At 70.7% G+C, this 14,728-nt stretch carries 16 protein-coding genes; 7 read left to right on the top strand and 9 right to left on the bottom strand.

Features of this window, described 5'->3' with window-relative positions; genetic code table 11:
- Positions 1-107: 107 nt before the first annotated feature.
- Genes ACZZZB_RS07560 through ACZZZB_RS07545 form a run of 4 tightly spaced genes read right to left on the bottom strand, consistent with a single transcriptional unit; the run spans position 108 to position 4,077 of the window.
- Positions 108-1,106 carry an ABC transporter substrate-binding protein gene (locus ACZZZB_RS07560; RefSeq protein WP_463529326.1) on the bottom strand — a complete coding sequence of 333 codons (999 nt, stop codon included), beginning with the start codon at positions 1,104-1,106 and terminating at the stop codon, positions 108-110.
- A 60-nt stretch (positions 1,107-1,166) separates the two neighbouring features.
- The gene (locus tag ACZZZB_RS07555; RefSeq protein WP_085512078.1) at positions 1,167-2,018 is read right to left on the bottom strand and encodes an ABC transporter ATP-binding protein; all 852 of its coding nucleotides are present in this window, start codon (positions 2,016-2,018) and stop codon (positions 1,167-1,169) included.
- Positions 2,015-3,070: a FecCD family ABC transporter permease gene (locus ACZZZB_RS07550; RefSeq protein ID WP_064297044.1), complete on the bottom strand. Its 1,056-nt coding sequence runs from the start codon at positions 3,068-3,070 to the stop codon at positions 2,015-2,017. Before ACZZZB_RS07550 ends, ACZZZB_RS07555 begins: the two co-directional genes overlap by 4 nt.
- The gene (locus ACZZZB_RS07545) at positions 3,067-4,077 is read right to left on the bottom strand and encodes a FecCD family ABC transporter permease (protein ID WP_463529325.1); all 1,011 of its coding nucleotides are present in this window, start codon (positions 4,075-4,077) and stop codon (positions 3,067-3,069) included. Before ACZZZB_RS07545 ends, ACZZZB_RS07550 begins: the two co-directional genes overlap by 4 nt.
- Before the next feature lie 169 nt (positions 4,078-4,246).
- On the opposite strand from ACZZZB_RS07545, the gene ACZZZB_RS07540 reads away from it, so the two are divergent.
- Positions 4,247-5,521 (top strand): CaiB/BaiF CoA transferase family protein, encoded by a 1,275-nt coding sequence (locus ACZZZB_RS07540; protein ID WP_463529324.1) that lies wholly within the window; start codon positions 4,247-4,249, stop codon positions 5,519-5,521.
- A 71-nt stretch (positions 5,522-5,592) separates the two neighbouring features.
- Entirely contained in the window at positions 5,593-6,426 is an 834-nt protein-coding gene (locus ACZZZB_RS07535) for an FAS1-like dehydratase domain-containing protein (RefSeq protein ID WP_463529323.1), read from the top strand.
- Between the two features lie 37 nt (positions 6,427-6,463).
- Here ACZZZB_RS07535 and ACZZZB_RS07530 read toward each other — a convergent pair whose 3' ends face one another.
- The 3 genes from ACZZZB_RS07530 to ACZZZB_RS07520 all read right to left on the bottom strand — a co-directional run bounded on the left by ACZZZB_RS07530 (position 6,464) and on the right by ACZZZB_RS07520 (position 8,841).
- Complete coding sequence (locus ACZZZB_RS07530; RefSeq protein ID WP_463529322.1) at positions 6,464-7,408, bottom strand: PDR/VanB family oxidoreductase; 945 nt, start codon at positions 7,406-7,408, stop codon at positions 6,464-6,466.
- A 123-nt stretch (positions 7,409-7,531) separates the two neighbouring features.
- Complete coding sequence (locus ACZZZB_RS07525; protein WP_191940317.1) at positions 7,532-8,158, bottom strand: MSMEG_1061 family FMN-dependent PPOX-type flavoprotein; 627 nt, start codon at positions 8,156-8,158, stop codon at positions 7,532-7,534.
- A gap of 125 nt (positions 8,159-8,283) precedes the next feature.
- Positions 8,284-8,841, bottom strand: a complete 558-nt coding sequence (locus tag ACZZZB_RS07520) for a TetR/AcrR family transcriptional regulator (protein WP_086472932.1) — start codon at positions 8,839-8,841, stop codon at positions 8,284-8,286.
- Between the two features lie 172 nt (positions 8,842-9,013).
- Here ACZZZB_RS07520 and ACZZZB_RS07515 point away from each other — a divergent pair, with 172 nt between their 5' ends.
- Entirely contained in the window at positions 9,014-10,018 is a 1,005-nt protein-coding gene (locus ACZZZB_RS07515; RefSeq protein WP_463529321.1) for an SDR family NAD(P)-dependent oxidoreductase, read from the top strand.
- A 257-nt stretch (positions 10,019-10,275) separates the two neighbouring features.
- Here the strand turns inward: ACZZZB_RS07515 and ACZZZB_RS07510 are convergent, their stop codons facing one another.
- Positions 10,276-11,472, bottom strand: coding sequence for an ROK family protein (locus ACZZZB_RS07510; protein ID WP_463529320.1), 1,197 nt, complete (start codon positions 11,470-11,472; stop codon positions 10,276-10,278).
- A gap of 117 nt (positions 11,473-11,589) precedes the next feature.
- Here ACZZZB_RS07510 and ACZZZB_RS07505 point away from each other — a divergent pair, with 117 nt between their 5' ends.
- The 3 genes from ACZZZB_RS07505 to ACZZZB_RS07495 all read left to right on the top strand — a co-directional run bounded on the left by ACZZZB_RS07505 (position 11,590) and on the right by ACZZZB_RS07495 (position 13,838).
- Positions 11,590-12,726: a Gfo/Idh/MocA family protein gene (locus ACZZZB_RS07505; protein ID WP_463529319.1), complete on the top strand. Its 1,137-nt coding sequence runs from the start codon at positions 11,590-11,592 to the stop codon at positions 12,724-12,726.
- The gene (locus ACZZZB_RS07500) at positions 12,723-13,469 is read left to right on the top strand and encodes a ThuA domain-containing protein (RefSeq protein ID WP_207568176.1); all 747 of its coding nucleotides are present in this window, start codon (positions 12,723-12,725) and stop codon (positions 13,467-13,469) included. The genes ACZZZB_RS07505 and ACZZZB_RS07500 overlap by 4 nt, the downstream gene beginning before the upstream one ends.
- Positions 13,470-13,571: 102 nt before the next feature.
- Positions 13,572-13,838, top strand: coding sequence for a DUF7218 family protein (locus ACZZZB_RS07495; protein ID WP_463529318.1), 267 nt, complete (start codon positions 13,572-13,574; stop codon positions 13,836-13,838).
- A gap of 22 nt (positions 13,839-13,860) precedes the next feature.
- Here ACZZZB_RS07495 and ACZZZB_RS07490 read toward each other — a convergent pair whose 3' ends face one another.
- A complete protein-coding gene (locus tag ACZZZB_RS07490; protein WP_463529317.1) occupies positions 13,861-14,178 on the bottom strand; it encodes a DUF7882 family protein in 318 nt (105 codons plus the stop codon).
- 251 nt (positions 14,179-14,429) lie between these two features.
- Between ACZZZB_RS07490 and ACZZZB_RS07485 the strand changes: the two genes are divergently transcribed.
- Entirely contained in the window at positions 14,430-14,711 is a 282-nt protein-coding gene (locus ACZZZB_RS07485; protein ID WP_064297054.1) for a DUF7882 family protein, read from the top strand.
- The last annotated feature ends 17 nt before the right edge of the window (positions 14,712-14,728 follow it).

Here is a 14,728-nt window from a genome sequence, read left to right as displayed (position 1 = left end):
GGGTGGGGTTCGCCCGAGCGGCGCGCCCCACCCCGGACGATCACCGAGCTTGTCGAGGTGCAGGAGAGAACCAGCGCCCTTCGACAGGCTCAGGGACCGGGTGCCCGCTACAGCGCCTTCGACTCGCGGAGGATCCCGGCGAGGGTCTCCATCTGCTTCGCCTGCGACGTGTAGTCGAGGGCGGCGGTGTTCCAGGAGTGGATCTGACCGGCGACGAGTGCCGGGTGCGAGGCGAAGGTCGCCTGCGCCTCGAGGTCGCTCTGCTGGAAGCCCTCGACGTTGACGAGTAGGACGTCACCGGTCATCGCCTGGCCCGCGTTCTCCCAGCTGTAGATGTCCCAGTAGTAGTAGCCGTCCGGGTTCGCGTTCGTGTACTTCACGCCGAGTTCGCTGTACAGCTCCGTCTCCGGCTCGTCCTGCGGCTTGACGACGTAGACGCCGCTCGCGTCCGCATACATCTGCGTGACCTCGAGGTCGGTCTCCTTCGCCGCGGCGGTCAGGTCTGCTGCAGCGGCGTCGTATTTCTCCTTCGCCGCGGCGATGGTGTCCTCGTCGGCTCCGAGCGCCTCGGACAGCTTGTTGAGCGAGGCGATGACGTCGGCACCCTTGCCGCCGACCTTGATGGCGACGACCGGCGCGATCTTCTCCAGCTGCTCCTGCTGCTCGACGTCGGCGACGCCGTAGTACGGACCCTTGAGGTCGAGCGTGCCGTCGCGGTCGGTCGGGTAGATCCCGGTCACGATGAGGTCGGGTGCCGCCTCGGCGAGTGCCTCGAGGTCGATCTCGCCGTAGCTGTTGCCGACGATGGCCGTGTCGCCGAGGTCGTAGTCCGAGAACCGCTTGTCGCTGGCGACGTCGACGCGACCGAAGACCGCGACGGGGTCGATGCCGTTGCCGTGCAGGCCGAGCGCGTAGTCGGCGAAGCTCGCGACGCGCTTCGGCTGCTCGTCGAGCTTGACCGTGGTGCCGGTGTCGTCGGTGTAGCTCCAGGCGCCGCTGGAGTCGGCGTCGGATGCGGCGGTGGGGGAGCAGCCGGCGAGGCCGACCAGGGCGAGCGCCGGCACGAGTACGAGTGCGGCGCGGCGGAGGCGTGAAGAGATCGTCATGATACTTAGGGTAGCCGAACCTAAGTCACGAAACGATATCGGAATGCCCGATCGCCCGGATCACTCCGCGTCGAGGGCGATCGCGTCGTCGGGGTCGACGGGCACGATGAGCGGCGAGCCGCTGCTCGGGTCGGGGATGACGATCGCATCGAGGTCGAACGCCTCGCGGAGTACGGCCGGGGTGAGGACCTCCCAGGGAGTGCCGTCGGCGATGACCCGGCCGCCGCCCACGACGACGAGCCGGTCGGAGTACCGGCCGGCGAGCGTGAGGTCGTGCAACACCATGACGACCGTCGCACCGCGCTCGCGGTTGATCGACCGCACGAGTCGGAGGACGTCGAGCTGGTGGCTGAGGTCGAGGAAGGTCGTCGGCTCGTCGAGCAGGATCGTGGGGGCCCGCTGCGCGAGGACCAGGGCGATCCAGGCCCGCTGCAGCTGGCCGCCCGACAGGGAGGCCGTGTCGCGGTCGGCGAGGGTCTCGAGGCCGGTGGCGGCGAGCGCTTCGTCGACCGCGATCGTGTCGGCGGGCGTCCACGGCTTGAGGAGGCTCTGGTGCGGGTGCCGCCCGCGAGAGACGAGGTCGCGGACGGTCGTCGCCGACGGTGTCAGGGGCTTCTGCGGCAGGATCGCCAGTCGGCGCGCGACCTCACGGGTCGGGATCGACCGCACGCCGCGACCGTCGAGCTCGACCGTGCCGGCGGTCGGGGTGAGCAGGCGACCGAACGCCTTCAGCAGCGTCGACTTGCCGCAACCGTTGGCGCCGATGAGGGTCGTGACCTCGCCCGTCTCGATGCGGAGGTCGAGCCCCTCGAAGACCACCGTCTGGTCGTAGGCCAGGGAGACGCCCCGAGCCTCGAGGGCGGGCGTCGGGCGCTCCTTCACGAGCGAGGGGGTCGTGGCGGGGTCGGTCATGCGGAGGTCTCCCGTTCCTTGCGGCGCGTCAGCAACCAGATGAGATAGGGCGCGCCGACGATCGCGGTGATGATGCCCACCGGGATCTCGCCCGGCAGGACACCGCGGACGAGTGCGTCGCCGCCCGTCACGATGACGGCGCCGAGCAGCGCGGAGGCGAGCAGGGGCGGGCGACCGGTGCGGGCGAGGCGGCGGGCGATCTGCGGTGCGACGAAGGCGACGAACTCGATCGGCCCTGCGGCGGACACGGCTGCGGCGACGAGCAGGACCGCGCACGCGATGACGACGATCCGATGCCGCTGGACCGCGACGCCGAGGCCGGTCGACAACTCGTCGCCGAGCTGGCTGATGTCGAGGCTGCTCGTCTGCAGGACCGCGATCGGTGTCAGGATCACCAGCGCGACGAGCACCGGCCACACGCTCGACCAGGAGATCCCCGAGAGGCTGCCGACGAGCCACTGCGCCGCCGCTGCCGCCTCGGTGATCTGCGCCCGGGCGATGAGGTAGCTCGTGATGCCGCCGAGCGTCGCGGTGGCACCGATGCCGATGAGGATGAGTCGGAAGCTGTCGACCCCGCCGCGCCAGGACAGCGCGTAGACGGCGGCGGAGGTGACGAGCGCGCCGATCGCGGCCATGGCGGGCAGGCCGAGACTGAGCGCGCCGGCGCCGACGGAGTAGCTGCCACCGACGAGGACGATCGCGGCCACGGCCCCGAGCGCGGCACCCGAGGTCACGCCGAGGATGTCCGGGGTGGCGAGCGGGTTGCGGGCGAAGGTCTGGGTGAGGGCGCCGGCGAGTCCGAGGGACGCACCGACGAGGAGACCGCCGACGACCCGGGGGAGGCGGAGCTCGAACACGATGAGTTCCTGACCACCGGTCCCGCCGCCGAGCAGGGTGGTGATGACGTCGGGGATCGTCAGGGACGACGAACCGGCGACGATCCCGAGCAGGGCGAACGCCAGCGCGACGACGAGGCAGGCGATCGTGACGCCGACGACCCGCCCTCGCCACAGACGGCCGAAGAAGCGGCTGCCCTCCCGCACGGCGCTCACAGCTCCGCCATCCGTCCGCGGCGCACGATGGCGATGAAGGCGACCCCACCCGCGACGGTGAGGACGACGCCCACGGGCACCTCGGCGGTGCCACCGATGAGTCGACCGATCACGTCGCACGCGAGCAGTACGCTCCCGCCGACGAGTCCCGAGGCGGGGAGGAGCCAGCCGTGATGCCCGCCCACGAGGGTGCGGGCGATGTGCGGGGCGGTGAGTCCGACGAAGGCGATCGGGCCGGTCAGGGCGACGGCGGCGGCCGTGAGCAGGGTGATCGCGGCGAGCCCGACGAGTCGCGCGCGGATGAGGTTCTCGCCGAGACCGTTCGCCAGCTCCGTCCCGAGCGCCAGGGCGTTCAGCGAGCGGATGTTGGCGACAGCGAACACGAGGCCGAGTCCGGCGAAGACGAGGGCTGCGTCGACGCCCGTGAGCGATCGGCCGGACAGCGAACCGACCACCCAGATGCGGTAGGCGGCGAGGGTCGTCTCGTCGGACAGGACGAGGTACGAGGTCAGGGCGACGAGGAGGGCCGAGACGGCGGTGCCGGCGATCGCGAGCGGGACGGGACTCGACAGGCCGCGACCGAGAGCGGCGACGGAGAACACGACGACGCTGGCGACGGTGGCGCCGAGCAGGGCGAGCCAGAGGGTGGTGACCACCGAGCTCGTGCCGAGCACGTAGACCCCGACGACGACCGCGAGACTCGCGCCGGCGGAGACACCGAACAGGCCGGGGTCGGCGAGCGGGTTGCGGGTCTGCCCCTGCATGACGGCACCGGCGATCCCGAGGCAGACGCCGACGAGGACGCCGAGCACCGTGCGCGGCACCCGTGACCCCCAGACGACGGCGCCGGTGTCCTGGGCGGGGTCGAACAGGGCGGTGAGGACGGCCACGGGACTGATGAGGTTGCTCCCGAGCATCAGACTCGCGAGGGCGACGACGAGGAGCGCGGCGGCCAGAGTGCCGACGGCGAGCGCATGTCTCGATCGGAGGAGGGTCGCGCTGCGCATGGAGTTAGCCTAGCCTCACCTATCCCCGTCATGATGCACACCCGTCGTCGTCGGTGACGGACGGGCGGTCCATGGATCGGCGCTGGAGGTGTGGGGTTCACACATGGGTGAGGCCCCCATCGCCCGATACCGTTGACCGGTACGGAGTACAGCGATCAGGAGGACACGCATGGCCGAGCAGCCGTCGACCGGAGCCGACACCGAAGCGGTCCTCGCCGCCACGGAACGACTCGCCGTCCCGCCCGGCTCGCTCGAGGGCGTCGTGGTCCTCGACCTCTCCCGCGTCCTCGCCGGCCCCTACGCCGCGTCGATGCTCGCCGACCTCGGCGCGACCGTCATCAAGATCGAGAACCCGAACGACCCCGACGTCTCCCGGGGCTTCCCGCCCTACCTGCGTGACGGCGACGAGGAGTTCAGCGGCTACTACGGGCAGTACAACCGCGGCAAGTTCGGCCTGGCGCTCGACCTCGCGAGCGACGCCGGCAAGGAGGTGCTGCGCGACCTCGTCGCGAGCGCCGACATCCTCGTCGAGAACTTCCGACCAGGGACGATGGCGAAGCTCGGCCTGCCGTACGAGGCGCTCGCCGCCATCAACCCGAAGCTCGTGTACACCGCGATCTCCGGCTACGGGCAAACGGGTTCACGGAGCCGCCGTCCGGCGTTCGACAACACAGCACAGGCCGCCGGCGGGCTCTGGTCCATGAACGGTTACGCGGACCAGCCGCCCGTGCGCGTCGGCGTCACGATCGGCGACCTCTCCGCGACGATGTTCGGCGTCATCGGCACCCTCGCCGCCCTCCGGCACGCCGAGCGCACTGGCGTCGGGCAGCTCGTCGACGTCGCCCAGGTCGACAGCATCATCGCGATGACCGAGACCGCCGTCGTCGACTACACCGTCGACGGCACCGTCGCCTCGCCCTCCGGCAACGAACACGCCTGGGTCCGGCCCTACGAGCTGTTCCCCTGCGCCGACGGTCAGGTGTTCTTCGGCGCGTACACCGACAAGCTCTGGAAGGCGAGCTGCGAGCTGTTCGGCACGCCCGAGGCGATCGCCGACCCCGAGATCGACACCATGCGCAAGCGCTTCGACGAGGAGGTCTACGCCCGACGCGTCAAGCCGCTCGTCGTCTCCTGGTTCGCAGACCGCACCCGCGCCGAGCTCGAGGAGCTGGCCGGCGACGTCGTCCCGCTCACCGCCGTGAAGACCATCGGCGAGGTCGTCGAGGACCCGGGGACCGCCGAACGCGACATGGTCGTCGAGACCGACTACGGCTCCTTCGGCACCCTCCGCTCCTTCGGCCAGCCGATCAAACTGAGCGCGACCCCCGCGACCACCGACCGTCCCGCGAACCACATGGGCGAACACGCGGACGACGTGCTCACGGCGCTCGCCGGGTACGACGCTGAACGCATCGCCGCGCTGCGTTCCGACGGGGTGATCTGAGTGGGAGCCGTGGAGCGGACAGAGCAGCCTGCCGACCGCATCGCCGCGTTGCGTTCCGACGGGGTGATCTAGTGGACCGCGAGGAGACGCTCGATCTCCGTCCCGCCTCCTGGTACCGCAGCACCTTCGCGACCGCGGCGCCGAAACCGGTCCCGGGCGAAGAACTCCCCGCCGGCTGGGAGGGCGTCCACTTCCCGTTCGAGACGCCGTTCGCGCAGCTCCGCGAGGACGGCTCACCCGCGGAGGACGGCGTGCTGCCGGTCATCGACCTGCCGCGCCGCATGTACGCGGGCGAGGACACGGAGTTCCTGGCGCCCCTCCACTACGGCGACGTGGTGACGCAGCGCACGAGCCTCGGTTCGCTCGTCGAGAAGCAAGGGCGGGCCGGACGGCTCGTCTTCGCCGACCTCGTGCGTGAGTACCTCGTCGACGGCGAGGTCGCCGTCCGTAGCACCTGGCACGACGTGTTCCTCGAGGCGCAGCCCGCGGTGCCCTCGCCGCGGACGGCGGCACCCGAGGTGGCCGCCGAGGATGCGCTCGATCTCGACGCCGGAGCCGACTGGACCGTGACCCGGTCGCTCGACTCCCGCCAGCTGTTCCGCTTCTCGGCCGTGACGGGCAACACGCACCGCATCCACTACGACCGCCAGTGGGCGCGTGAGGTCGAGGGGCTCGATGACCTCCTCGTGCACGGCCCGCTCACCCGCATCCTGGTGCTCGACGCCCTCACGGCGAACGCCGTTGGTCGTCGGCTCGCGTCGGTCCGCTTCCGGGCGAAGGCGCCGGTGCTCGTCGACACGGCGTTCCGCATCGCGGGGACGGCCGGCCCGGAGGGCACCTCGGTCGTCGTGCGGGCCGTCGACGGCACGGTCCTGGCCTCCGCCGACGCCACCTGGCGTCCCTGAGTCGCCCGGCACCGAGCCTGTCGCAGTGTCGCCCCGGCTACGCGTCGATCACGAGCGTCGGCGTCAGCGACCGCGACACACACGGGTACATGATCATCGACGCGTCGTCGGTCGTCAGGGAGTCGCGATGCTCCGGCGTCCCATCCACCACCTGCACGGCACAGGAGCCGCAGACGCCGCGCATGCACGACCCGGCGACACCGACCCGCGCGGCCTGCATCGCCTGCAGCATCGTCTGTCCGGCCGGAACCTCGACGGTCCGCTCCGACCTCGCGCACTCGACGGTGAACGCCGTGTTCGGCAGGTAGGAGCGGGGCTTCGGCTCGAACCGCTCGAGGTGCAACCGGCAGTCCTCGGGCAGCGTCTCGGCCAGGTTCGTGAGGGTGTCGGTGAACCCGCGCGGCCCGCAGGCCGACACGTCGGTGCCCGGCTCGAGTCCCGCGAGGAGGCCGGCCAGGTCGAGCCGGCCGCTCTCCGCGCTGACGTGGATCCGCACGTGGTCGCCCAGGGCTTCGAGTTCCGGCGCGAACGCGATGTCCTCCCGCGTGCGCACCGCGTAGACGAGGGTCCAGTCGGCGTCGCCCGCGGCCAACCGCCGAGCCATCGAGAGCAGCGGCGTGATCCCGATGCCGGCAGCGAGCAGCAGGTGCCGCTTCGCGTCCGAGAGCGGGAACAGGTTCCTTGGTGGCCGGACGAACACCTTCCGACCGACCTTGAGGAAGTTGTGGATGTAGTGCGAGGCGCCCCGCGAGTGCTCCTCCCGCAGGACGGCGATCCGGTACCGGAACTCGTCCGCCGGATCACCGCAGAGCGAGTACTGCCGTTCGTGGCGGGTGATGAGCTGCAGGTCGATGTGCGCTCCGGGGTCCCACGGCGGGAGCCGGCGACCTTCCGGATCGGCGAGCACGACGCTGACGATCGTCGGCGTCTCGCGCACGATCTCCTGAACGATGAGCGGGGTCATGCCCGCGCGATTGCGCATCAGGAATCCCTCATATCGATGGCATCGCCGATCTGGAGATCAGGACCGGTCATGCCCGCGCGGTTGCGCATCAGGAATCCCTCGTGCTTCCAGTCATCAGTGCAGGCTCGTTGCTTCCAGCCATCAGTACAGGCTCTGGTTCCCGACGGCGACCGCCTCGTCGATGGCGTCGCCGACCTCGGTGCTGAGGCCCGACATGCTCGCCCAGATCCGGCCCGCACTCGGCACCTCGGCCGCGAGCTCCTGCATCTCGGCGTCCCACAGCCCGCCGCGGAGGAGTGCCCGCCCGCAGTGCAGGTAGACCTCCTCGGTGCGCACGACGATCGCGAGCTGCGGCGTCACGTGGTCCTGCTCGAGCATCGCCATGAGCGCCGGGTCGTCGGTGACGGTGGCCCTGCCGTTGATCCGGAGGGTCTCGCTCATGCCGGGGACGAAGCACAGCATGCCGATGTGGCCGTTCTGGACGATGTTCTGCAGGGAGTCGGCCAGCCGGTTGCCGAGGCGCTCCGGGATCACGAGCGTGCGGGTGTCGAGCGCCCGGACGAACCCCGGGTAGTCCCCGCGCGGGGAGTTGTCGCACCGGCCGTCGGCGTCGGACGTCGCGATGGTGCAGAACGGCGAGTGAGCGAGGAAGGCGAGGCAGTTCTCGTCGAGCTCGTCCATGATCTTGGCCGTCGCCGCGGGATCCGGTTCGCCGAGGGAGCGACGGATGGTGTCGACGTCGATCGACGCGAACGCGCTGGCCTGCATGGCGGACCCCTTCTCTGTCCCTCCGACCCTACGGTCGTCCCTCGCACGCCTCAATGGGCTGTCGGCACACGGTTCGCAGGTGTCCTGTGCCACCGACCCAGTCGCGTCGATCGTCCCGCCCCGGTTCATCGGCCGAACGAGCGGCGGAACATCGCCTTCGCGCGCGCCGCGGTGTCGGCTCGATGGGAATCGGGGATGCGGGTGAGGGTAGCCCCCACCATCGAGATCGCCATGAGGATGTCGTCGGGCTCGACGTGGTCGGCGATGCGGTGCGCAGCCAGTTCCTTGGCATGCAGGGCGTGCGCGAGGCGGTCGAGGCGGGTGCCGAGCGCGATCACGCGTGGGTCGTCGCCCTCGCCGAGGATCGCCTCGACGAAGGGCGAGGTGACGAGGGCCTGGTCGATCACGACGTCGAGCAGGGTGTCGAGGGTCGCATCGGGTCGCCCGGCGTGCTCCTCCAGCTCGCCGACGTTCTCGTCGAGCACCGCGAGGGCGAGGGAGAGTCGGTCGGGGAAGTGCCGGTACAGGCTGCCCTGTCCGACGCCTGCCCGCCTCGCGACCGCGCTGAGGGGAGCGCTGAAGCCGTCCGCGGCGAACACCTGACGCGCCGCGGCGACGAGCGCACGGCGGTTCTCGGGTCCCGCGCTCGGGCCGCGGTTCGGCTTCGGGGGCGTGGACGACATCCCGGTAGCGTAACGCCGCGCGGCCGGTCCGGAGCACCCGGCTGGGAGCTGACCGTGAGGGCTGGCGGCCGTGCAATGGACGGCGTAACGTGTACCGGACAATGATGTCCGGTATGGATCGAGGCCCATGCGATCCCGCTGCTCATCGCCCTCCCGAGAACGAAGGAACCCCATGAGCGCCCTCACCGCCAACACCCCGATCGCCGCGTGGCTCGCCGACCCCACCGGCGGTCCGCTCATCCGCGGCCTCCTCACCCAGCTGGGCACCGAGGAGTCGCAGCTCGCCCCGATCTCGGGCCTCCCGCTCCAGCAGCTCGTCGCCCTGAGCCAGGGCAAGCTGCCCCAGTCACTCATCGACGACCTTGTCCTCGCCGCGAACGACGGCGTCGCACCCGTCGACGACGCGCCCCAGGGGTGGCAGGAGCGCATCACCGCCGGCCGGTTCGCCGGGAAGACCGTGATCGTCACCGGGGCTGCCTCCGGGATCGGCCGTGCAACGGCATCCCGCGTCGCACGCGAAGGCGGCCGGGTCGTGGCCGTCGACCTCTTCGAGGACAAGCTCGCCGACCTCGCCTCGAGCCTGCCGGACGCCGACCTCGTCACGGTCGCCGGCGACATCACGAAGCAGGACGACATCGACGCGATCGTCGCCGCAGCAGGGGAGCGGATCGACGCGCTCGCCAACGTCGCCGGCATCAACGACGACTTCTCCCCGCTCCACGAGACCTCGGACGCGACCTGGGAACGGGTGATGGGTGTGAACGTCACCGGCGCCTTCAAGCTGACCCGCGCGGTCCTGCCGTCGATGGTCGCGGCCGGATCCGGTTCGGTCGTCAACATCGCGTCCGAGGCCGGGCTTCGCGGCAACGCCTCGGGGAACGCCTACACGACCTCGAAGCACGCGGTCGTCGGCATGACCAAGAGCGCCGCCTTCATGTACGGACCGCACGGCGTCCGGGTCAACGCCGTCGCTCCGGGCGGTGTCGCCACGGGGATCCCCTTCCCGCCGAACGTCTCCGAGGCCGGCTCGGCGCGGCTCGGACCGTTCCAGGCGGCGATCCCGACGATCGCGACCGCGGAGCAGCTCGCGGCGTCCATCACCTTCCTGCTGAGCGACGACGGCGTCAACGTCAACGGCGTCATCCTGCCGTCCGACGGCGGATGGTCGGTGCAGTAGCCGCGCTCGCGCAGAACTTCAGCAATCGATAAGAACAACGATTCTTAACGACTGCTCGGGGCCGGATGAACGCGTTTCTGCTGCGAATCTTGAAGTACACGGGCCGCTCTGCGTCGCCCGTCCCCTGCGAACGCTCTGAACGAGTACGGCCGGAACGACCGTTCGCACTGCGGTGACACCGCTCACAGGGCCCCACCGATCTTGGCGGAAGGTGGGGCCCTGCGCCGTGTCCGCGCTGATCTGCCCCGTGTGCGGGCTCAGTGCGGGATCGCAGCGGCGAAGCGCCACGGCTGGGAGCGGATCGTCGCGACGGCCCGCGTGATCGCACCGAGGGCGACGACGTCCGCACCGAGTCGCGAGGCCCGCACGATCGGCGTCGGCGCGTAGGTGCCTTCGTCGAGCCAGGTCTGCGCCGCGGCGATGACGGGTGAGGCGACGCGGGCCACGCCGCCGGCGACGACGACCTCGTCCACGTCGAGCAGGCTGCCGAGCAGGACGCACACCCGCCCGAGGCGCTCCCCGAGACGTTCGACGAGTTTGCCGGCATAGGCGTCGCCCGAGGCTGCGGCGTCGATGATGCGGCCGACATCGAGGGTGCCGATCGGCATCCGGGCGAGCGGGGAGGCCGCCGGCACCGCGCCGGATCGCTGATCCTCCTCCAGCCACGACCGTGCCGCACCGTCGAGGCCCTCCGGCGAACCGACGCCCTCGACCATCCCGAGCACGCGGAGTTCGCCCGCACCGCCGGCCCCGCCGTGCAGCAGCACGCCGTCGACGATGAGTCCCGCGCCGAAGCTCGCCTCGGCCAGGAGGACGGCGATGGACTCGCGTGCCACTTCTCCGAGGGCGCGCTCGGCCGTGGCTGCGAGGTTGGCGTCGTTCTCGAGCACGACGTCGCCCCAGGGGCCGAGGCGGCTCGCGAAGTCGGGGTTCATCCGGGCCCAGTAGTCGTGATCGCCGCGCGGGGAGCGGCCGTGCGCGTCCACCGGTGCCGGGACGCCGACGGCGGTCACGAGCACCTGCCCCGGCGTCGCGCCGGCCTGCACCGTCGCCTCCTCGACGACGGTCCGCGCGGTCGCGAGCCGGAGGTCTGGGTCTTCGTCCCCACCCGCGATGGGGCGTTCGGCTCGGCCGACGACCTCACCACGGAGTGTCGCGACGAGCGCCGCGACCCGATGCTGGCCCACGTCGAGTCCGACCACGAACGCGGTGTCCGCGGCGAGTTCGTAGCGCCTGGCGGGTCGTCCCCGCCGGTAGTCACCGGCGGCCCGGGCGTCGTCGAGCTCCCGGATCCAGCCGCGGTCGGCGAGTGCGTCGCAGGCGTTCAGCACGGTGGCACGGGTCAGGCCGGTCCCGTCCATGACGTCGCTCGCCGTGAACGCACCGTGGTCGAAGGCGTAGGCGGCGACGAGTTCGACGCTCGCCCTGCCCGTCTCGATCCCCGGTTCCACCATGGGGTGACTGTAGCAGGGTTGCATTACTAGATATGGCCGCTATATTTAGTGGCGAAGGTCGACCACCGCCGGTCACGACAGTGCTCGGCTCCGCACCCCGAAAGGAACCGTCCGAGCATGAGCACCAGTACCGCCCCGACATCAGCAGACGCTCCGGACCTCCGGGTCGGCGTCATCGGCCTCGGCTTCGCCGGGACCACGCACCTGGACGCCTTCACCGCGCTCCCCGGTGCCACCGTCGTCGCCCTGTCCGGCCAGGAACCGGCGCGCCTCGCCGAGCTGGCCGAGAGCCGTGGGGTCCCCGAGACCTACGCCGACTGGGAGGACCTCGTCGCCCGCGACGACCTCGACATCGTCTCGATCGGTGTGCCGAACGCCCTGCACCACCCGATCGCCGTGGCCGCGCTCCGCAGCGGCAAGCACGTCTTCTGCGAGAAGCCGCTCGCCACGACCGCCGACCTCGCCGCCGAGATGGTGGAGGCGGCGACCGCCGCCGACCGCGTCCTCGAGGTCGCCTACAACCACCGCCGTCGTGCCGACGTCGCCTACCTCGCGCGTTACCTCGCCGAGGAGCCGATCGGTCGCGTCTACCACTCGCGCGCCTCCTGGCTCCGTCGTCAGGGTGTGCCCGGTATCGACTCCTGGTTCACGAATAAGGCTGCTGCCGGTGGCGGGCCGCTCATCGACCTCGGCTCCCACGTGCTCGACATCGCGCTGTCGCTCCTCGGCGAGCCGCGCGTGACGCACGTCTCGGCCGTCGCGTACAACGAGCTCGGCCGCGCCGGTCGCGGTGGCTCCTCCGGCGGCGGTCCGGTCTCGAGCCGGTCCACGCACGCCTTCGACGTCGAGGACTTCGCGTCCGCCCTCCTGCGGTTCGAGGACGGCGGCAGCCTGCACCTCGAGGCGTCGTGGGCGTCCTACTCGAAGGCCCACGAGGACATCTCGGTCGAGCTCCTCGGTTCGGAGGGCGGCGTCCGCCTCCACGTCGACAACTACAACACCGAGGGAACGGTCACGATCTACCGCGACGTCGCCGGTGCGCCGACGATCGAGCGACCCGCAGTCCAGGTCCCGGCCGGCCACCACCAGTCGGTCATCTCCGAGTTCCTCGACACCATCCGCGCAGGCGAGACCGCCGGCGGTGAACTCCGGTTCGCCGGTCACCACGGCGAGTACGCACTGCACCGCAGCCGCGTCATCGACGCCGCCTACGCCTCGGCCGCCGCCGGGCACGAACTGGAGGTCCCCGCATGAGCACCACGACACCGATCCGCATCCGCGTCTGGAACGAGTTCGTCCACGAGTCCCGCGGTGACGCCGTGGTGCTCGGCCACTACCCCGACGGCATCCACGCCGTGATCGCGGCGGGCCTCGAGGAGTCGCTCGGCGACGCCGTGTCCGTCTCGACCGCGACCCTCCAGGATCCCGAGCACGGTCTCACCGAGGAGGTCCTCGCGAACACCGACGTCCTCTTCTGGTGGGGGCACATCGCCCACGACCAGGTCTCCGACGAGGTCGTCGAGCGGGTCGTGCGCCACGTCCACGCCGGTATGGGCATCGTCGTGCTGCACTCCGGGCACTACTCGCGGGTCTTCCAGCGGCTGATGGGCACGAGCTGCGCCCTCAAGTGGCGGAACGACGGCGAGCGAGAGCTCGTCTGGACGGTGCTCCCGGACCACCCGATCGCGCAGGGCGTCCCGCACCCGATCGTCATCGACCGCCAGGAGATGTACGGCGAGCAGTTCGACATCCCGCGTCCCGACGAGGAGGTGTTCCTCTCCACCTTCGCCGGCGGCGAGGTCTTCCGGTCCGGTGTCGCGTACCACCGCGGTCGCGGGCGCGTGTTCTACTTCTCACCCGGTGACCAGGAGTACCCGGTCTACCACCACCCCGACATCCGTCGAGTGCTGGCGAATGCGGCCGAGTGGGCCCGCCCGACGATCGAGCGCACGCCGCCGACCGCGGACCAGCACCCGAGGGACTGGTTCCTGAACTAGCGCGTCCGCATCCCTGACACCAGCCCCTCCACCGATCCGTCGGGCAGCGAGAGGCTGGTGGCAGGCCGATCGGCCGATCACCGGACGACCAGGGAGGACGACATGCCCGGGAAGCAGAACCCGTCACTGAAGGACCCCGAACTCTACGAGAAGCTCCGCGACGACGGAGCGTCGAAGGGCAAGGCCGCCCGGATCTCCAACGCCGCTGCGAAGCAGGGGCGCTCGACGATCGGGGAGAAGGGCGGCGAGGCCGGCTCCTACGACGACTGGACCGTCGCGCAGCTCCGCGAGCGCGCGAAGGAGATCGGTCTGAGCGGCTACTCCGGCAAGCGGAAGAGCGAGCTCATCGCGATGCTCCGGGACAGCTGAGCAGGCGGCGCTGCCGCCCGGGCTACTTCGCCTGGGCGGTCGCGTCGTCGCCGGTCGTCGCGTGCACGACGACCTCGCCGGTGTTCGCCTCGTGCATGAAGCCTTCGAGCAGTGCGCGGTCCATTTCGCCGACCTCGTCGGAGTCGAAGGAGAACTGCAGGGCGATCGCCGGGTGCAGCCAGAGCGTCGTGCGTCCGTCGCTGATGGAGTCTTGTCGGATCGTGAGCGCGAACGACTCGTTCCGTCGCAGCTTCATGAGCGCGATCGTCTTGACATGGGCGAGCGTTCGATCGTCGAGCCGAACGCGTGCATCGCCGGTGCCGTAGACCAGTTGTCCCATGGGATCCCTCGACTTCCGACCCCTGCGATGGCCGACGACGCGAGCGGCCGACTGCTGTGCGCATCCCGACGGGGTCCGGGCCGGTGAAGCGCTCTCTCAGGATACGAGACATTCTTGGCGCGCGCCCGATTATCCACAAGGCGGTGACTGTTCGCCGACGCGCATTGTCCGCTGCCCGAGCCATCCGCGCAATGGCCCGGGCGCCCCCATCTCTGCGCGCTAGCGTGGCACACCTGAGAAAGGGGCTGACGATGGGATTCCTCCGCCTCGGTGCGCTCCGATCGCAGGTCGACGATCAGACGCTCGCCCAACTGGAACGGGTGATCCTCACGCGCATGCTCGGCGAACGGTCGTTCCGACTGCAGCTCCACCGCGGGCGCTTCCAATCGTCCGAGCCGGTCACCGTGTCGCCCGAGCAGCCGATCGTCTTCGCGTTCGACGCGGAGTTCGAGCCACCGATCGACGAGCGCATGGCCGCCGAGATGCTCGAGGAGATCGAGATCACGGGCGGATTGCACGTCGTCGTCGCCTGACCAGCAGCAGACCGACA

This window comes from Plantibacter sp. AC185 (genome assembly GCF_979258065.1).
The sequence above is the reverse complement of the archived record's forward strand: the minus strand, read 5'-3'. Positions and strand labels throughout refer to the sequence as shown.